This is a genomic window from Chlamydia caviae GPIC, assembly GCF_000007605.1.
Classification (GTDB): Bacteria; Chlamydiota; Chlamydiia; order Chlamydiales; family Chlamydiaceae; genus Chlamydia; species Chlamydia caviae.
On sequence record NC_003361.3, the window covers coordinates 1138156 to 1155875 of the forward strand.

Sequence of the window (17720 nt, forward strand, 5' to 3'; positions counted from 1 at the left end):
TCAAGTCTTTCTCCTTATCTTTGAAAAAAAGATCGTTCTAAACTAAAAAGATATTACTACATGGAGAATAATATAAAATTTATTTGCTGGCAGAGATCATCAGAAAACTAGGTTTCCTTAAAAAAGAGGGGGATTTTGCATTTTTTCCGAGGAGTCTACAATAAAAAATGAGCTAGTCAAAAGTAAGCAAGAGATTGAAATAGAATATTTCAAAGCACATTTAGTTACCGAGAAAGGATCAAACACTCCCGACGTAATTAAATTTTCAAAAGAATCGTTTATGCAATTATATCCGAAATAAGGGTCCGCATGCTTTAAAACAGTATCTACTACGTACTCAGGGTCTTTCCCGCAGTTCGTTGCCAAGACTCTAAGAGGCTCTTCTGCTGATTGCAGCATACACTTACATCCAAACATCACACCTATAGGCAATTCATTAGGGATCTTTATAATAGATGCTGCACGAGCCAAAGCCACGCCGCCTCCAGGGAGACAGCCTTCTTTAAAAGCAGCTTTTACTGCTTTTAAAGCGCTCTCTAATCGAATTTTCCTTTCTTTGTATTCGTTTTCTGTTGCAGAGCCTAAATAGATTTGAGCGACTCCGCCAACAAACCTAGCTAAACGCTTTTCTAAATCTTGAGTGTCCATTTCAGAACTACTTTGGACAATAGCCTGGCGTAAATAATCAATACGTTGTTCTAGACTTTCTTGATTTCCCTTGCCTCCAGAAAAAATCGTTGTATTTCGTTTAACAATGATTTTCTCCACGCGACCTAAAACATCTAAACTACTCTCACTTAAGGAAATTCCCAATAAATCTCCTACAAGAGTAGCTCCTGTCAAAATCGCGATGTCTTCTAAAGTCTCCTTGCATTGTTGCCCGTAGCCTGGAGCTTTTATGGCGCATACAGGCAGGTTTCCCTTGAGCTTATTAACAATCAAAATAGAGAGAAGCTCAGGATCAAAATCTTCAGCTATAATAATTAAAGGTTTTCGATTTGTCTGAAAGGTCTGCTCTAAGAAGTGAATAAACGATTGATTTAAGCAAGATAACGCCTGATTACACAATAAGATAGAAGCGTCTTCATAGATAACTTCCATAGTCTCTGGATGCGTTACAAAATATGAAGATAGATATCCCGAGTTTAATCCCACATGTCTAGTAGCTTGTAACGTCGTCTCTGTCCCCCGTCCTTCTTTTATCGAAAGGACTCCTTCGATACCTATTTGCGCTATAGCATCAGCTAAAATTTTCCCTATGGCGGCATCATGATTTGCTGAGCTTGTGGCTATATGAAATATATCTTCAGATTCACTTATCTTAACTACGAGCTTCGCAAGCTCTTCATCTAACATAGCTCCAGCAAGCTGGATGCCTTGTTTGATTTCTAAAGGGTCTAAACCTACAGCAACACCTTTAAGCCCTGAGGCAAATAATGCATCTGTTAATACAATAGCCGTTGTAGATCCATCTCCTACCTGAGCTTCCATTTGTAATGCAGCTTCCTTAATTAGCTTAAGACCAGTATTTTCGAAAGCATCAGGCAGAATGATCTCTTTAGCTATTGAAGCCCCTTGTTTTGTAACATAAGGAGAGGAGTGATCTTTTTTGATAACGACATGAGAACCTTGAGGCCCTAAAGTAGAGGTGACGGCCTTAGCTAAAGCACGCACGCCTCGATTTAACGCTCTAAGCCCTTCTAGTCGATTCTTGAATATTTTAGACACGTTCTTTCTATGGTTCCCCCCAACTTCAGGGATAAGGCGACCCTATAAGGTCGCTTATAGAAACAACAAAAATTCCTGTCAAACAGAGGAATCCCTAGAGAAAATAAACCCTAATCATCGTAGTCAGCTATTAAGAACGGCTTACGTATATTTTCAAACTTTGTTCTCCCTTCAATACACAATCTTTTTAAAGGCCAAATAATATACCGCTCGTTTTGACAAACATGTAAAAATTTTTCTTCTCCTAAACAGCGCTGTATCGACGTTCTTCGTAAAGGAATTTTCTCCAAGGTTTTAAAAGCATTCTCTACTTGTTTAGGATAAAGAGTCTTTAGGGTCCCTAAAATTGTACATTGCGTTTCCATAGGAAGAAATTTTTCAGGCTGTTCTAATATGAGTAAAACCCCTGAACAAAATTCCATCTTATATTTACCAAAAAAAGGTTCGTAACAAAAAGGGTAGAACTTGATTCCCGGTAATCGCGCATCATTTAACTTCTTTGCAACAAGATTTCCATCCATCCAAGGTGCTCCGATCACCCTAAAAGGAAGAGTATAGCCTATACCGATACTCGATATGGATAAAGCGCCTATAATTCCTGTAGCAGCATAGAAAAATGTCGTTTGTGCATTCGGAATTTGTGGGCTTGTCGGGATCCAATTTAATCCTGTTTGAGAAAATGTCATAGATCGTTTCCAGCCCTGCATGGGAACTACAGATACCTGAGCTTGGGGGGCGTACTTTGCTTTATAAAAAAGTGCTAATTCTCCGGGGGTCATTCCATAGCAATAAGGAATTTCTGGAGCATAATCTGATTGCGATGGGATGGGGCCATCGATTAACCTCCCCCCCATAGGATTCGGGCGATCTAATATGATTAACGTCTTTTTATACTTTTGTGCAGCACGCACCAAATAGAGTAATGAAGAAACGAAAGTATAAGAACGCACTCCAATATCTTGTACATCGTAGATTAAGACATCACTACCTTGCACAGCACATTCAGGGATATCTTTAATACCGTAGAGAGACACCGTACGCAATCCTTGAATTTCAGGAACTGCTCCAGGAGTTTCTGCAGGCGCAGTACCGTAATAGCCATGTTCTAATGTGCACAAGATACTCAAAGAACATAAATCTTTATGTTCGCGAAAAACAGATAGGGCGTCCTTTCCCTCGTGATTAATAGCCGCATTATGAGAAATTAATGTCACTTTCTTTCCACGAATCCAAGAGAGGTAGGTTTCATCGGTAAAAATACGATCTAGCCCCACCGCTACGTGAGAGAATCCTAAAGAAGGAAAGAAACACAATAAAATGAAAAACGAGCGTATAACTCTCATAACACCTATCTGACTATAAAAAACAACATTCTGATAGTTTGTTGTTAGTTAGGTACTGCTAGCAAAAAAGATATCTTTGTGCAACCGTGCTAATAGTTGTGTAGATGCGCCTATTTCGATTATTTTGTAATATAATCGAGAGAGGCACTACAATCGACAAAATTGCTAGTGTAATTTCAAACGAGACAAAAACTTTTAGTTATTTGCTCTTTTCCCTTTTGCTAAGGAGAAACCCATGAAGATAGTCATTGCTAGCTGCCACGGTTATAAAATACGAGAAACCAAGACTTTTTTAAAACAATTAGGAAGTTTTGATATTTTCTCATTAACAGATTTCCCTAACTATTCTGCTCCTAAAGAAATAGGTTGCCTTCCTGAAGAAAACGCCTTAGCAAAAGGCCTTCATGCAGCAAAAGAACTCAATTCTTGGGTGATTGCTGATGATACCATGCTTATGGTGCCAGCATTGAATGGGCTTCCTGGCAAACTTTCAGCCACTTTTGCCGGAGAAGATGCCTGCGATAAAGATCACAGAAAAAAACTTCTGCAAGAGATGCAGTCTTTAGAAAGTATTGTAGATCGCTCTGCCTATTTTGAATGCTGTATTGTTCTTGCTTCTCCAGAAGGAAAATTTTTTAAAGCTCGAGGAATTTGTGAAGGCTATATTAGCAATCAAGAAAAAGGTTCTTCAGGGTTTGGTTACGATTCATTATTTTTAAAATATGATTATAAACAAACGTTTGCTGAACTTTCTGAAGATGTGAAAAATCAGGTTTCGCACAGAGCCAAAGCTTTACAAAAGCTCGCTCCTTATTTGCAAAACCTGTTAGAGAAACAGCTAGTCTCTAGGAACTAGCGTTTCCAATGAATGTTCTAAACAGCCGCGAATTTCACGCATTTCTGCAAGTATAGCTTCTGCTCTTAAGAAATCAGCTTCTAAACTTGCCGCTGCGGGCATGCCTTCTTTACCTTGAAGTTTCTGTGTCGCTACGGGCATTTCTAAACTAACTGTAGATTTCGCGGTGAGTCGGTGTGTCTTGTTAAAAGAAACGGTTTGAATACCTTCATTCATGGGAGCTTCCAATTGATCATGGGCTTATTCAGCTTTTTAAGCAGGTAGTTAATTTTTGAAAAGTGTGAACAACCAAAAAAGCCCCGATGTGCCGCCAAAGGAGAGGGATGTGGCGCTGTTAAAATCGCATGTTTATGCGAGGAATGAAAAAGTAAGTCGCATTTCTTTCTTGCTGCATTTCCCCATAATACAAAAATCACATGGGAACGATTTTCTATAAGCTTAGTAACAATAGCGTCGGTAAATTGTTCCCATCCCTGACCAGCATGGGAAAAAGGCGTTCCTGCGCGTACAGTCAACACAGTATTTAACAATAGGACGCCTTGATCTGCCCAGGATTGCAAACATCCTGTAGTATTTTCTATTCCTAAATCGGTCTGTAATTCACGAAAGATATTGATTAGGGATGGGGGTAGACGCACCCCTTGCGGAACGCTAAAGCTCAATCCATGAGCTTGGCCCTCTCCTGGATAAGGATCTTGTCCAAGAATAACAACACGCACAGAATCAAAAGGTGTGCTTTTTAATGCGGTAAAGATATTGTCTTTTGCAGGAAAGACGGTTGTCTGGGAATACTCAGATTGTAAAAATTCCCTAAGCTTATGCATGTAGGGCTGAGACCATTCAGTTTTAAGCTGCTCTTGCCAAGACAAAGGAAGCTGGTCTATAGTAAAGGCGTTTTGCATAAACCTCCCACTTTTATTATTTGAAAATAGAAGTATATTAACCTTCTTAGATTATTTTAGCTTCAGGGATCCTAATTTTTCGGTCAGAAGCTATCAGTTAGGATATCACTATGCTCACCTCAGAATTAAACGAAGCACAAATTGCAGCCGTCACTTCACCATTAAGTCCTACTTTAGTTCTTGCTGGAGCCGGAGCTGGAAAAACTCGCGTAGTAACATGCCGTATTCTCCACTTAATTAACGAAGGTATAGCTCCTAAAGAAATCCTAGCTGTTACTTTTACTAATAAAGCAGCAAAAGAACTTAAAGAACGCATTTTACATCAATGTCCCCAAGCTCACGGTTCTGACGTTCCTATGGTATGCACGTTCCATAGTTTAGGAGTATTTATCCTACGACGGTCCATACATGCTTTAAATAGAGAAAATAATTTTATTATCTATGATCAAAGTGACACGGACAAGCTTCTCAAGCAATGTTTACAAAAATTTAATCTCAAGAAAACTCTCAGTAGTTCGATACAATACCACATATCTCAAGCAAAAAACCGTCTGCTCTATCCTGAGGATTTAGATCCCGAAGAGTATATTGATCCTGTAGTGTCTATTTATAAAGAGTACCAGCAGCGCTTAAATGAAACTAATGCTTTAGATTTTGATGATCTTTTATTTCTTACTGTGAAACTGTTTAAAGAATTTCCTGAGATCAGAAAAGAATATAGTGAGTTATGGAAAGCTCTTCTTATTGACGAGTATCAAGATACCAACCACGCACAATATATGATGGCGCAGACCATCGCTGGAAAACACCACAATATATTTGCTGTAGGAGACCCTGATCAATCTATCTACTCGTGGCGCGGAGCCAATATCCATAATATTTTAAATTTTGAAAAAGACTATCCTAGAGCTCTTGTCCTACGTTTAGAAGACAATTACCGCAGTTATGGAAACATTCTTAATGCTGCTAATGCTTTAATTCAAAACAACGTCTCAAGATTAAAAAAAGACCTACGCAGCGTAAAAGGCCCGGGAGAAAAAATTCGTGTATTTCTAGGCAAAACAGATAAGGAAGAAGCGGAATTCGTAGCTGAAGAAATCTATCGTCTTCATAAGAGAGCGAATATTTGTCTTCGTGATATTTGTATTTTTTATAGAACAAACTTCCAATCTCGAACTTTCGAAGATGCTTTATTACGTAGACGCATTCCCTATGAAATTCTTGGGGGATTATCTTTCTACAAACGTAAAGAAATTCAAGATATTTTAGCTTTTCTAAGGATGTTCTCTGCCAAATGCGACGTTGTCGCATTTGATAGAACTGTAAATCTTCCCAAACGTGGTTTAGGGCCTACGGCGATTTCTTCTTTAATAGACTACGCTCTTACTAATAACCTCCCTATGTTAGAAGCATGTAAAAATGCTTTAGAAACTCAAGCTGTGAAGTTATCTAAAAAGCAACAAGAAGGCTTAAGATGTTATCTGAGTATTTTCCAACAGCTCGAACATGCCTATGAAACTCTTTCTCTTAACGAATTTGTTGTCGCGACGATAAGAATCACAGGATATCTCCAGGTTTTAAAAGAAGATCCCGACACTTTCGAAGATAGAAAGAGCAACCTTGATGAACTCGCTTCAAAAACTTTTGAGTGGGAACAGCAAAATACAGAAGGCTCTTTAGAAAGTTTCCTAGATGATTTAGCTTTAAAAAGTTCTACTGATGACTCGGAGCTCATTGCTGATCGTGTCAATCTTATGACAATTCATAACGGTAAGGGACTAGAATTTCGGATAGCCTTTCTTGTCGGTTTAGAGGAAAACCTCTTCCCTCATGCAAACTCTAAAGGAAATTATGAAAACCTTGAAGAAGAACGACGGCTATGCTACGTAGGAATCACTAGAGCCCAAGATCTTCTTTATTTAACCGCAGCGCAAACTCGCTTTCTTTGGGGCACAGTTCGTGTCATGAAGCCGAGTCGATTTCTTAAGGAAATCCCTAGAGATTACTTGATTCAAGTACATTAGGTATGTTTCAACAACATCAAAAACTTTCTCAAAACTACCTTCCCTCGCTGCGTATGCAGCAGGGATTGCAGATGTTGCAATCTCCAATTACTGAACTTGCCTCTTATGTACTCCAACAAATCATTCACAATCCCTTCTTTGATCTCTCTTCTTTAGAAGATGAAGAATGGTCCGTATGTTCTTCTCTTCCCTCTGTAGATGCTGCATATTCTCGTCCGGAATCTTTATTTTCCCATCTTCTCACACAAGTGCAGCAAACATTTGATCGTTCTGAAGACCTGCTCATTGCTCAGCACATTATAGGGAATCTATCAGATCAAGGTCTGTTTCTCTCTTCTACTGAAGAGCTCTCCTTACAATTAGAAATGCCTTTAGAAACTATCCATACTGTTTGGGAAACTATTCAGCATTTTCACCCTTTAGGGATAGCTTCTCCCTCTCTTCAAGATTATTGGCTATTACATTTAGAAGGCTCTGCACATGCTCTTGCTTATAAGATCATCAAAGAACACTACTCTCTTTTGATTAACTGTGATTTCTTACGTATAGCAAAAAAATGTCGCTGTTCCCCTTCAGATATAAGAAAAGTTCTTAAGACAGCCTTAGCAAAAATTCCTTGGTGTCCTGCGGAAGGTTATGCTTCTTTATCTCATGTACAACCTGCGCTTCCTGATGTTTACGTCACTAAAAAACATCAAATTTGGGAAATCCAAATAAGCTCTCGAGGTTTACCTCCTATAAAACTTAACAGCGAAGTATTTCATATTTATGAACAGCTTCCTAAAGAAGAAAAAAAAAATCTCACACAGCAAATTCTCTCTGCTAAATGGCTTATCAAAAATCTAAGAAAACGAGAACAAACCTTATTTTCTATAGTAGAAACTATCCTCCCTCATCAAGAAAGCTTCCTTCTTGGCAAGTCTTCTTCTCCCAAAGCATTATCTGTAAAAAGCTTATCTGAAGAGCTTTCCTTTCATGAATCAACGATATTTCGTGCTATAGAAAATAAAACATTAGCCGCGCCTATCGGGATTATTCCTCTGAAACAGCTTTTTCCACGCGCTGCTGGTGATAACGATTCTCAATCTAAAGAAACCATACTGCAGTGGATTCACGAATGGATAGCTTCAGAGACAACACCTTTATCTGATGCTGATATTAGCGAACGGATCTCTCAACAGGGAATTCAATGTGCCCGTCGTACGGTAGCTAAATACCGCACACAGTTGAAAATTCTCCCCGCGAATAAAAGGAAAGCCTATTTTGAAATGTAAAGCGGTTTTACATCTCAAAAATTAGGTGAAGTAACTAACATAGATTTGCTGCCAGCGAATGCTTTCTAACTTTTGCTCTCTAGCATACTTTTCAAGAACTGGAATTGGCTGAGTAGCGAACATCCGGATCTCAGCATCTGTAAGTCTTAACATCACCCATAAAGGAGGAATTCCGAGCATCTTGCGGATCTTTTTCATGGCACGACGGAAATAGCTCTGTACAATGAGCAATCTTGTACCAAAATACGCCGGAGTAGCGAGAATACAAGCAAGGCCTCCTAAGGGAGACCATAAACTTAATCCCAAACCCGAAAGAACGAAAAAGAATAAACAGTAACTCTCTCCAGGAGAACGAAACAAAGGCCCTAAAAATCGTCTCCATACCTTTGGTGAAGTCTGATAAGCCAAGACTTCTTCAAACATAGGCTCATAGAATTTCATACGTGCGGCATGAACAGCTTCGTGGGCAAGAATCTCTTCTTTAGAATACATATACAACCAACGCGCAGCTTTGCGTAGGGGTTTGCGCAGTTGTATAGTGACCTGATTATTTGCTATCCACGTGCATCCCGCCTCCCAAACGTCCATACCTTCATTAGTATATAAGACTTCCAAGTGTGTAGGATTGATATCAAAGAGCTCTTGTAATCTTTTTGGGAAAGCTGTGGGATAATCAGGAGCATTATCGATAATATCTTGAGCGCGATAAAGAAAGGGGGGTTTTAATTCTTCAGGCCCGGCTATAATTCCCTGTTTATTCAAATCAAGTAGGTCATCTTCTAGAGATTTTGGAGGAATTAAAAACTCAAATTTTTCCACGTTTTAGTTCCTTTTTCTAAGATACTCACTGCCATCCAGAAATACTACTTATCTACCGTTAAAATCAAAAAACGCAGTTAAATCAACTCCAGGAGTTTTCTCAGCAAATACCTAATTAGATGTAAGATTTGTTTCTCATCTTTTCAACTTTCAAAAACAAGAAATATTCTTATTAAAGTTTTCTTATAGAGCCACATTCCATAAGTATTACATTATTCCCTTGAAAAGAATCTACCTCATACTGAATAACGATTAGGACGTGCCAGGGCCTCTGGTCAAATCTCTTCTGAAGAATTAAGGTTTTGTTCTTTTTAATATGTTTCATATGGGACAGCCTACAAATCGTAGAAAATGGAGACAACGTGTTCTCAATAATCCACGGTTTTTTTCTCTGAGAGAAAAATAAAATTACCTATTTTTAACCCTTCTTGATTTTGGAGATTTCCTCTTTATATTAAGAAGATTATTGTCAAAAATTCTAGCTTGTCCGTTATTACAATAAGCTGAAATACGTACGTAGTGAGGCTTGCAATAAATAATAGATGCTTGCATGAGGATTTTTTTTAGATAGGGAACATAAACAATAAAAAAGGAGAGGCGTTTTTACTCCGATCACAATGCGGAGCTCGCCATTTAATATTAATGAAAAAATCCTTAATCGTAGTGGAATCCCCTGCTAAAATTAAAACCTTGCAAAAGCTCTTAGGAAAAGGTTTTATTTTTGCTTCATCACTAGGACACGTTGTTGATCTTCCCGCCAAGGAATTCGGTATCGATATCGACCATGATTTCGAACCAGATTATCAAGTTCTTCCTGATAAACAAGAAGTTATCAGTCAAATTCGCAAATTAGCCTCTAGCTGTGATGTTGTTTATCTGTCTCCCGACCCGGATAGAGAAGGAGAAGCGATAGCTTGGCATATTGCCAATCAGCTCCCTAAGAATACGCATATGCAGAGGATTTCTTTTAATGCGATTACCAAAGGCGCTGTTAATGAAGCTTTAAAGCATCCTCGAGAAATCGACATGGCTTTAGTAAATGCTCAGCAAGCTCGCCGTCTATTGGATCGCATTGTAGGCTATAAGATTTCTCCTATTTTAAGCCGCAAGCTTCAACAGCGCTCAGGAATATCTGCGGGGCGTGTGCAATCTGTTGCGTTAAAGCTCGTTGTCGATCGTGAAAAAGCTATAGAAGCTTTTGTTCCTACAGAATACTGGAATATTCGTGTTTTCCTTCAAGACCCTAAAACCTCAAAAACTTTTTGGGCGCATCTCTATTCTGCGGATGGGAAAAAATGGGAAAAGGAACTCCCTAAAGGAAAAACTGAAGATGAGATTCTATTAATTAATTCTGAAGCTAAGGCTCAACATTATGTAGAGCTTCTAGAAGACGCTTCCTATAGAGTGACTCGCGTAGAAGCAAAAGAAAAACGCCGTAATGCAGCACCACCATTTATTACATCGACTTTACAGCAAGAAGCAAGCCGGCATTTCAGATTCTCCTCTTCCAAGACGATGTCTGTAGCGCAAACACTTTATGAAGGTGTTGAGCTAGATAATGAGGATGCCACAGGATTAATTACCTATATGCGTACAGATTCTGTACGTATAGATCCTGAAGCACTAAACAATGTCAGAGACTATATTCAAGATACATTCGGGCAAGACTATCTTCCAAAATCTCCCAATCTCTATGCTACAAAGAAGATGACTCAAGATGCCCACGAAGCTATTCGCCCTACGGATATTCAGTTATCTCCAGACAAGCTTCAGGGAAAGCTTACGGATGATCAGTTCAAACTTTATTCTCTCATTTGGAAACGTTTCGTTGCTTCACAAATGAATCCCGCGATTTACGATACGTTAGCAATGACTATCTCCACAAATGTGAAAATCGATTTACGTGCTTCTGGGTCCCTGCTGAAGTTTAAAGGGTTCTTAGCTGTATACGAAGAAAAAATCGATGATGATGTAGCTGAAGAAGAGAACCTTTCTCTTCCTCAGCTACATGCTCAAGATGTTTTAGATAAAGAAAGGGTTTCTGCAGAACAGGCATTTACAAAACCTCTTCCAAGATTTACAGAAGCTTCTTTAGTAAAAGAGTTAGAAAAATCTGGTATAGGCCGTCCATCTACATACGCAACGATTATGAATAAAATTCAAAGTCGTGAGTATACGATCAAAGAAAATCAGCGTCTGCGTCCTACAGAATTAGGGAAAATTATTTCACAATTCCTAGAAACCAATTTCCCTAGAATTATGGATATAGGTTTCACAGCTCTTATGGAAGATGAGCTAGAGCTTATCGCTGACAATAAAAAGTCGTGGAAACTGCTTCTTAAAGAGTTTTGGGATCAATTTCTCCCTGTAGTCACCACAGCAGAAAAAGAAGCTGTTATCCCACGTGTTGTAACTGATATCGAATGTTCGGCATGCCACAAAGGCAAACTTGTTAAAATCTGGGCGAAAAATCGCTATTTTTACGGCTGCTCAGAATATCCTGAATGTGACTTTAAAACTTCAGAAGAAGAACTTGCCTTTAATAAAGATGATTATGCTGTTGACACACCTTGGGATAGCCCCTGCCCTGTTTGCGCAGGAAAAATGAAAGTCCGCCATGGACGTTTCGGTACGTTCTTAGGATGTTTAAACTATCCTGAATGCCGTGGAACCATTTCCATTCATAAGAAAGGCGAGGAAGTAGAGAAAGAAGAATCGATTCCTTGCCCTGCTATAGGCTGCTCGGGGAAAATCTTAAAGAAACGTTCTCGTTATAATAAAACATTCTATTCTTGCTCAGAATATCCCGACTGCAGCGTGATCGGCAATACTATAGACGCTGTTGTTACTAAATATACAGGGACAACAAAAACTCCTTACGAAAAGAAAACAACGGGAAAGAAAAAATCCGCCTCAAAAAGTAGAAAAACTACAAAAACCCCAGCTAAGAAAAAGAAAAGCGAAGGGAAAACCACGAAAACCACTCGAGTAGGAGCTTTGCTTACACCTTCTCCTGAGCTTGCTTTGATGATAGGCGATGAGCCTGTAGCACGTGGAGAGGCCACAAAGAAAGTCTGGAAATATATCAAGGATCACAATCTACAGTCCCCTGAAAACAAAAAGATGCTCGTCCCCGATGATAAGTTTCAGGCAATTATTGGCCCTGAACCTGTCGATATGTTCCAATTACCAAAATTGCTAAATCAGCATTTATTTAAAGCTGGTTGATCTCGATGCTCGTCGTCAGCTTCTTCATAATCATCAATTAGCTGATACACTTCTTGCACAGATGTAGCTTTAGATAAAGCTGATCGCAAAAATCGCACTTTAGAAGCGGATATTAAATAATGTCCGCAAAGCTTTCGCGTTTCACAGAGAAACTTTGCTTCACTTTGATAGTATTCCTCTACCCACTGTAAATGTTGAATAAATGCTTGTTTTCTCGTTGAGAAAGGCATTTTTTCATATGTCCCTGTATTAAGATAATCTTCTATCTGTCTTACTATCCACGGGGTTCCCATCGTGCCACGAGCAACAAGCACGCCGTCACATCCTGTAGTGTCTAACATTACCTTGGCAGCTTCTGGAGAAAAGACATCACCATTTCCAAATACAGGAAAATCCTTACCTGCGGCGGCCTTGGCTCGCGTTATATACTCAAGATTACTAGGGCCGACATAGCCCTGTGCTCGCGTTCTTCCATGTACAAAAATCGCACTAGCTCCAGCATCTTTGATAATACGCACAGTTTCTTCAACATTGATGTTATTCCCATCCCATCCAGAGCGTATTTTTACAGTAACAGGAATAGAGACAGCCCCAATGATCTTTTCTAGAACTTTTCCAATAAGCTCAGGAGATTTTAACATCCCCGACCCACTACCATCTTTTGTAATCCTATCCGTAGGACAACCACAGTTTAAGTCTATTAAATCAAAACCTAAACCCTCTAATACCTTAGCAGCTTCTCCAGCCATATCAGGCTTACTCCCACAAAGCTGTCCCCCTATAGGACGCATGGATTCAGAATATTCTAAGAGTTTCAATGTGCGCGAAGGAGAATAGTGCAACCCCTCTATCTTCACCATCTCACAAAACATTAAAGCAGGAGGACCGTAAAGCGAAGACATTCTCCGGTAAGGATAATCCGAAAAACCCGCTAAAGGCGCGTAAACAACAGGAGATCTTAGTAAAATATTTCTTATATATATTGAAGAAGCCATGGAGACTGAAAAATATTAAGAATAACAAACCTCAGGGTTCGTATCACAATAAAAGGAACAGCCTCTAAGCAAAGTAGAGCAATCAAAGGACTTATATCGATGAAGCCAATACGAGGAATAAATTTTCTAAATAGCGCCAAATAGGGATCTACGAGCTTATAAACGTACTGGTACCATTTTGCATTGTGGCATTCGGGAACCCAAGAGGCAAGAATATATACTAAGATTAAAAAACTATAAACATTAATAGCCGTTTTCAAAAAATAAGATACCATTTCTTTTCCCTTTATAAACAATTAATATGTGTTTTTCTTGAAAAACAGCCATTTATTCTTTAAAATGGTTACTTTATTTTTTCAGAACACCGTGCTATGGATTTTAAACTGCCCATATACCACATTGGGGTAACCCTAGACGCAAATAATACTATTAAAATAGCAATTTTGCAAAAAACATGTAAAGGATGGATAGTTTCCCATTGCGAGCATATCTTTGAAAATCAAGAGTGGCAGCTTCCAAAAAAATACTTAACATCCCCTATAACTTTTTCTTTAAAAGGAACCGATAGCTTAATTAGAAGCTCGCTTTCTTCATTAAAAAACAAAAGAAATATTTTAAAGATAGCTTTGACTGATTTAGAGGCTAATGCGGCATTCCCTTGGAATTCGTTAATGGTAGCACCTAGATTAGGAAAAAGAAATGAAAATGGGGAAACTCCGGTAACTTTATGGGTAACGCAAAAAGCTACGGTCGAACGAGAGATAGCTCTTTTACATCAAGCTCGTGTTTTTCCCGATTCTATATCTTGTCAACCTGCGGACATCTTTTCTCTTGCCCAGCAGACGCCTTTAAAAGCTCTCCCTGCCTATTTCTTAATTTATGCAGGCTCTTCTGAGACCACGTGCCTTTTCGTTCAAAATGGAGCAGTTTTAGTTTCTCGTTCATTTTGTAATTCTATCGAGAAAAATAGTGAGGATATCCTTACTACACTAGATTACGTAAAAGAAACCTACCCTTCTGTAGAGCTGACAGCTCTACATACTGTGCAGCTTCCAGAATTATTAAAAAAATCTTTAGAGCAGAAACTCTCTTTATCTTTGATTCCCTGTCAAACGATGACATTTGGTCTAGAAGAAGAGGAATGGGCAAATTATGGTGATGCGATTACGACGGCGTATCATGGAGCTTCTCGAGGGACGCTGACTTTTCCCTACAATCCGGTATTTAACTGTAAGGAGTCCCAGAAACACTGGTTAAAGCGCTCGGCATTTACAATAGGAAAACTCGCGTTATTATCTACAGTACTTGTAGGTTTAGGCTCTACTTTAAAACTCGCCTCTATTTCTCATCATGTGCGGGAACATTTTTCTCTAGTGTGTCCTGAAACCCAAAAAGTTCCTAGATCGCTTCGTGGTGTAGAAGAAGCGCTGCGTGCTGCTATAGCAGAAAAAACGCGCCCTGAATACCCCTATCTACCTACAATTCCAACAAACAAAGAAACCATGCTGTTTCTTTCCTCTGTAGCACAAAGTACGCCTTCCGTGAAACTTTCGTATTTCTGCTACTCCCTAACCTCTTTCCCTTCACAACAGAATCCTAACCGACACTACAAAGCGCATGTTTCTGTTCGGGGTGAAGGAGATCCCGAAGAAGTGTCAGAGTTCCTCCGTAAACTCTCTCTGCATCCCAAACTGTCCAATATTACCAAAACGTTGTGCAGCGGACACTCTTTTGAATTACAATTTACTCTAGTTGCTCAGGAAGTCCTATGAAAAAATGGTCATTTATTTGCGCTCTTATCGCTTTAAGTTTGGTTAGCTGTCTTCCCGTTATAGGCATTGTTTATAAGCATGCCCAAACGGCAAAGCGCTGGGAAGCTCTAAATTCGCATATCCTTACTCTAAAGGGTATGAAAGATCAATCTGAGCTAATTGCGAAGATGAACGCGCATCTTAAACAACAGCATAAAAACATTAAATCTCAAGAATTCCTACGGGCAAGCAAAAGCATTCGTCTATTAGGCAGGGAACAAGATCGCTTAGCGTCTCTTCAAGAAAACTCCCTAATTTCGCAGAGTAAAGAGGTCTGGTCTAGGAAACAAATGTTTCTTTCATCTAACAACCAAGCGGTATGGTCCATCAGGAAAATTTCCAACGATCTCATATCCCTATGCTTGGAAAATCCCATAGAAGCCGATAGCGATAACCTTGAAGAGCTCTTCTATTTATTTGATTCTACCAACCCTAACGCACCTTTAGCTTTCTTCACACATTGGGAAATGACAAAACTGACCACACCATTAACCAATCAGGTATGGTCTATAAATGCTGAGGCTATAAGTCGATGGTTATAAGAAAATTTTTGCGTTTATGTCTTTTATGTTGCGCCTTCACTTCTTCAGGTTACGCTGCAGGAACTTACGAAAAGCTGACATTAACAGGGATTAACATCATTGATAGAAATGGTTTGTCGGAGACAATCTGCTCGAAAGAAAAGTTGAAAAAGTATTCTAAGGTAGATTTTCTATCCCCCCAGCCTTATCAAAAAGTTATGCGTATGTATAAAAATACGCTGGGCGAAAACGTTTCGTGTTTAACAACATACCATGCAAACGGGCAATTAAAGCAGTATCTTGAGTGTGTGAATAATCGTGCTTGCGGACGTTACCGAGAATGGCATAGCAATGGAAAAATCAAAATCCAGGCAGAAGTTATAGGAGGGATTGCTGATCTTCACCCCTCTGCAGAATCTGGATGGTTATTTCACGGAACAACACTAGCTCACAGTGATGAGGGGATGTTAGAAGCTGCCATCAATTATGATAAAGGTCTGTTACAAGGAACTTCATATTACTATCATTCCAATGGTCAGGTATGGAAAGAGTGTTCTTATCATAAAGGCCGCGCTCATGGGGATTTTCTTACCTATACAACAGAGGGTTGCTTGCTGAAAAAACAGACCTATCAAAACGGGGAAAAGCATAGCGTATCCATACGCTATGATGAGCGTTCTAACAGTGTACTTTCTGAAGAAGAATATGATAATGGTTTGTTGTTAAAAGGGTCTTATTTAGATCCTCAAACACATCAAATATTTTCTGAAGTCATTAATGGCAACGGAACACAGGTAATTTATGGAAAACATGCCATTGTAGAAACTCGTGTATTTAAACGCGGTGAGGCCTGCGGAAAAGTTACCGTATTCGATAGTCTCGGAGAGCAGGTTCTTCAAACCTATGCGCTATTTGAAGGTGCAAAACATGGTGAAGAGCTGTTTTTCTACCCTGAATCTGGGAAAACCAAGCTTCTTTTAACTTGGAACTACGGTATTTTACAGGGACCAGTAAAGACCTGGTATCCAAACGGATCTTTGGAAAGTTGTAAGGAATTGGTAAATAATAAAAAATCCGGATTACTAACTTTGTACTATCCTGAAGGCCAAATTATGGCTACCGAAGAATACGACAACGAACTCCTTCTCAAAGGAGAGTATTTCCGCCCTGGAGATCGTCATCCCTACTCTAAGGTAGATAAAGGTTGCGGCACAGCTGTATTTTTCACATCTTCGGGCACGATTACTAAAAAGATTCCTTATCAAGACGGAAAACCTTTGATTAATTAGCTGTGAATACTTCTGTTATTACTGAAAAAAAGAAGCAACGGGAATTCTTTACTTCCCTAAGGCAATCTATACAGGAACCACGGTTATCACAAGCATCTCAAGCCGTTGCTGCTTTTATTCGCAAATTACCTAAGGGGAGCTTCGTGCTTTCCTTTATTCCTTTCCGATCAGAAATCAATATACATTTAACCAATAGCATTCTTATCAACGAATTCTCCCTAGCCTTACCGCAAATGCACGGGGATCAACTTCATCCCGTTCATGTGCCCTCCCTAGAGGCGTTATCAAAACTCACACACCCTTTACGGCTTTCCGAATTTAATTTAGAGCCCGTCCCGCCAAAACAAATCACCCATGTTCTTGTCCCCGCGTTAGCTTTTGATCACAATAACTATCGTCTTGGTTACGGAGGTGGTTGTTACGATCGTTGGCTAGCAATTCATTCTCATCCCATAACTATAGGCGTGGGCTTTAAAGAACAGAAAACTCTTATTCTCCCTAGAGAAGCTCACGATATTCCCCTATCTCAAGTATTTCTCGCATGACAAAGTCTATTTTAGGAAACGTGTTTAGAAACATCCCTTAGAGATTTTTAGTCCTGAATAAGCCTTTGCGTTTTTCCTAATAAATCCGTGAATTGTCAATAACACATTCTGTGTGTATGATGACAGGCCACTGTCAAGGTGAACTAACGAATCACCCCTATTACAACGAACCCTACAGACACAGAAAATGTTATATTTACAACTGCTTTCTATCTTGACTGGTGTGAAAAATTGGGTTATCCATAAAAATCAAAAGAAAAGCCAAGCATACATCTATCATCAAAAATCACCACTCTGACATCTCTTAGCTAACCACGAGAAGAAGCTTACCCATTCTTCTCTCAAAGTCCAAAAATGAAGGACTATTGCATAGAAAGTGTGGAAA

Annotated in this window: 15 protein-coding genes; 8 read left to right on the forward strand and 7 right to left on the reverse strand. The window is 39.3% G+C overall.

Annotated features, from left to right (window positions below; genetic code table 11):
- Positions 1-117: 117 nt before the first annotated feature.
- Entirely contained in the window at positions 118-1728 is a 1611-nt protein-coding gene (locus CCA_RS04940) for a molecular chaperone GroEL (RefSeq protein ID WP_011006932.1), read from the reverse strand.
- A gap of 110 nt (positions 1729-1838) precedes the next feature.
- Positions 1839-3071 carry an exo-beta-N-acetylmuramidase NamZ family protein gene (locus CCA_RS04945; RefSeq protein ID WP_011006933.1) on the reverse strand — a complete coding sequence of 411 codons (1233 nt, stop codon included), beginning with the start codon at positions 3069-3071 and terminating at the stop codon, positions 1839-1841.
- A gap of 235 nt (positions 3072-3306) precedes the next feature.
- On the opposite strand from CCA_RS04945, the gene rdgB reads away from it, so the two are divergent.
- Positions 3307-3927: an RdgB/HAM1 family non-canonical purine NTP pyrophosphatase gene (gene rdgB, locus CCA_RS04950; protein WP_011006934.1), complete on the forward strand. Its 621-nt coding sequence runs from the start codon at positions 3307-3309 to the stop codon at positions 3925-3927.
- Here the strand turns inward: rdgB and CCA_RS04955 are convergent.
- Positions 3910-4143, reverse strand: coding sequence for a hypothetical protein (locus CCA_RS04955; protein ID WP_011006935.1), 234 nt, complete (start codon positions 4141-4143; stop codon positions 3910-3912). The two genes, rdgB and CCA_RS04955, sit on opposite strands and share 18 nt — an antisense overlap.
- Entirely contained in the window at positions 4140-4829 is a 690-nt protein-coding gene (gene ung, locus CCA_RS04960; RefSeq protein WP_011006936.1) for a uracil-DNA glycosylase, read from the reverse strand. Before ung ends, CCA_RS04955 begins: the two co-directional genes overlap by 4 nt.
- A gap of 110 nt (positions 4830-4939) precedes the next feature.
- On the opposite strand from ung, the gene CCA_RS04965 reads away from it, so the two are divergent.
- Both CCA_RS04965 and rpoN read left to right on the forward strand, forming a co-directional pair.
- Positions 4940-6853 carry an ATP-dependent helicase gene (locus CCA_RS04965; RefSeq protein WP_011006937.1) on the forward strand — a complete coding sequence of 638 codons (1914 nt, stop codon included), beginning with the start codon at positions 4940-4942 and terminating at the stop codon, positions 6851-6853.
- Positions 6854-6855: 2 nt separating this feature from the next.
- Positions 6856-8127 (forward strand): RNA polymerase factor sigma-54, encoded by a 1272-nt coding sequence (gene rpoN / locus CCA_RS04970; RefSeq protein ID WP_011006938.1) that lies wholly within the window; start codon positions 6856-6858, stop codon positions 8125-8127.
- A 21-nt stretch (positions 8128-8148) separates the two neighbouring features.
- Here the strand turns inward: rpoN and CCA_RS04975 are convergent, their stop codons facing one another.
- Positions 8149-8946, reverse strand: a complete 798-nt coding sequence (locus tag CCA_RS04975; RefSeq protein WP_011006939.1) for a hypothetical protein — start codon at positions 8944-8946, stop codon at positions 8149-8151.
- 642 nt (positions 8947-9588) lie between these two features.
- Between CCA_RS04975 and topA the strand changes: the two genes are divergently transcribed.
- Positions 9589-12174 carry a type I DNA topoisomerase gene (gene topA / locus CCA_RS04980; RefSeq protein ID WP_011006940.1) on the forward strand — a complete coding sequence of 862 codons (2586 nt, stop codon included), beginning with the start codon at positions 9589-9591 and terminating at the stop codon, positions 12172-12174.
- Here topA and dusB read toward each other — a convergent pair.
- Both dusB and CCA_RS04990 read right to left on the reverse strand, forming a co-directional pair.
- Positions 12150-13169: a tRNA dihydrouridine synthase DusB gene (gene dusB, locus CCA_RS04985; protein ID WP_011006941.1), complete on the reverse strand. Its 1020-nt coding sequence runs from the start codon at positions 13167-13169 to the stop codon at positions 12150-12152. The genes topA and dusB overlap by 25 nt on opposite strands.
- Positions 13148-13444 carry a YggT family protein gene (locus tag CCA_RS04990; RefSeq protein WP_011006942.1) on the reverse strand — a complete coding sequence of 99 codons (297 nt, stop codon included), beginning with the start codon at positions 13442-13444 and terminating at the stop codon, positions 13148-13150. The genes dusB and CCA_RS04990 overlap by 22 nt, the downstream gene beginning before the upstream one ends.
- A gap of 96 nt (positions 13445-13540) precedes the next feature.
- Between CCA_RS04990 and CCA_RS04995 the strand changes: the two genes are divergently transcribed.
- From CCA_RS04995 to CCA_RS05010, 4 genes are read left to right on the forward strand one after another with little or no spacing between them, the layout of a single operon-like run.
- A complete protein-coding gene (locus tag CCA_RS04995) occupies positions 13541-14941 on the forward strand; it encodes a hypothetical protein (RefSeq protein WP_011006943.1) in 1401 nt (466 codons plus the stop codon).
- Complete coding sequence (locus CCA_RS05000) at positions 14938-15522, forward strand: hypothetical protein (protein ID WP_011006944.1); 585 nt, start codon at positions 14938-14940, stop codon at positions 15520-15522. The genes CCA_RS04995 and CCA_RS05000 overlap by 4 nt, the downstream gene beginning before the upstream one ends.
- Positions 15513-16790, forward strand: a complete 1278-nt coding sequence (locus tag CCA_RS05005) for a toxin-antitoxin system YwqK family antitoxin (protein ID WP_011006945.1) — start codon at positions 15513-15515, stop codon at positions 16788-16790. The genes CCA_RS05000 and CCA_RS05005 overlap by 10 nt, the downstream gene beginning before the upstream one ends.
- Positions 16791-16792: 2 nt before the next feature.
- A complete protein-coding gene (locus CCA_RS05010; protein ID WP_011006946.1) occupies positions 16793-17335 on the forward strand; it encodes a 5-formyltetrahydrofolate cyclo-ligase in 543 nt (180 codons plus the stop codon).
- Positions 17336-17720 lie beyond the last annotated feature (385 nt).

Bases quoted from the DNA above. Each gene is read 5' to 3' on its own strand.
- CCA_RS04945 (WP_011006933.1), bottom strand. From the start codon at position 3,071: ATGAGAGTTATACGCTCGTTTTTCATTTTATTGTGTTTCTTTCCTTCT.
- CCA_RS05000 (WP_011006944.1), top strand. From the start codon at position 14,938: ATGAAAAAATGGTCATTTATTTGCGCTCTTATCGCTTTAAGTTTGGTT.
- rpoN (WP_011006938.1), top strand. From the start codon at position 6,856: ATGTTTCAACAACATCAAAAACTTTCTCAAAACTACCTTCCCTCGCTG.
- CCA_RS04990 (WP_011006942.1), bottom strand. From the start codon at position 13,444: ATGGTATCTTATTTTTTGAAAACGGCTATTAATGTTTATAGTTTTTTA.
- dusB (WP_011006941.1), bottom strand. From the start codon at position 13,169: ATGGCTTCTTCAATATATATAAGAAATATTTTACTAAGATCTCCTGTT.
- CCA_RS05005 (WP_011006945.1), top strand. From the start codon at position 15,513: ATGGTTATAAGAAAATTTTTGCGTTTATGTCTTTTATGTTGCGCCTTC.
- ung (WP_011006936.1), bottom strand. From the start codon at position 4,829: ATGCAAAACGCCTTTACTATAGACCAGCTTCCTTTGTCTTGGCAAGAG.
- CCA_RS04995 (WP_011006943.1), top strand. From the start codon at position 13,541: ATGGATTTTAAACTGCCCATATACCACATTGGGGTAACCCTAGACGCA.
- rdgB (WP_011006934.1), top strand. From the start codon at position 3,307: ATGAAGATAGTCATTGCTAGCTGCCACGGTTATAAAATACGAGAAACC.
- CCA_RS04965 (WP_011006937.1), top strand. From the start codon at position 4,940: ATGCTCACCTCAGAATTAAACGAAGCACAAATTGCAGCCGTCACTTCA.
- topA (WP_011006940.1), top strand. From the start codon at position 9,589: ATGAAAAAATCCTTAATCGTAGTGGAATCCCCTGCTAAAATTAAAACC.
- CCA_RS04955 (WP_011006935.1), bottom strand. From the start codon at position 4,143: ATGAATGAAGGTATTCAAACCGTTTCTTTTAACAAGACACACCGACTC.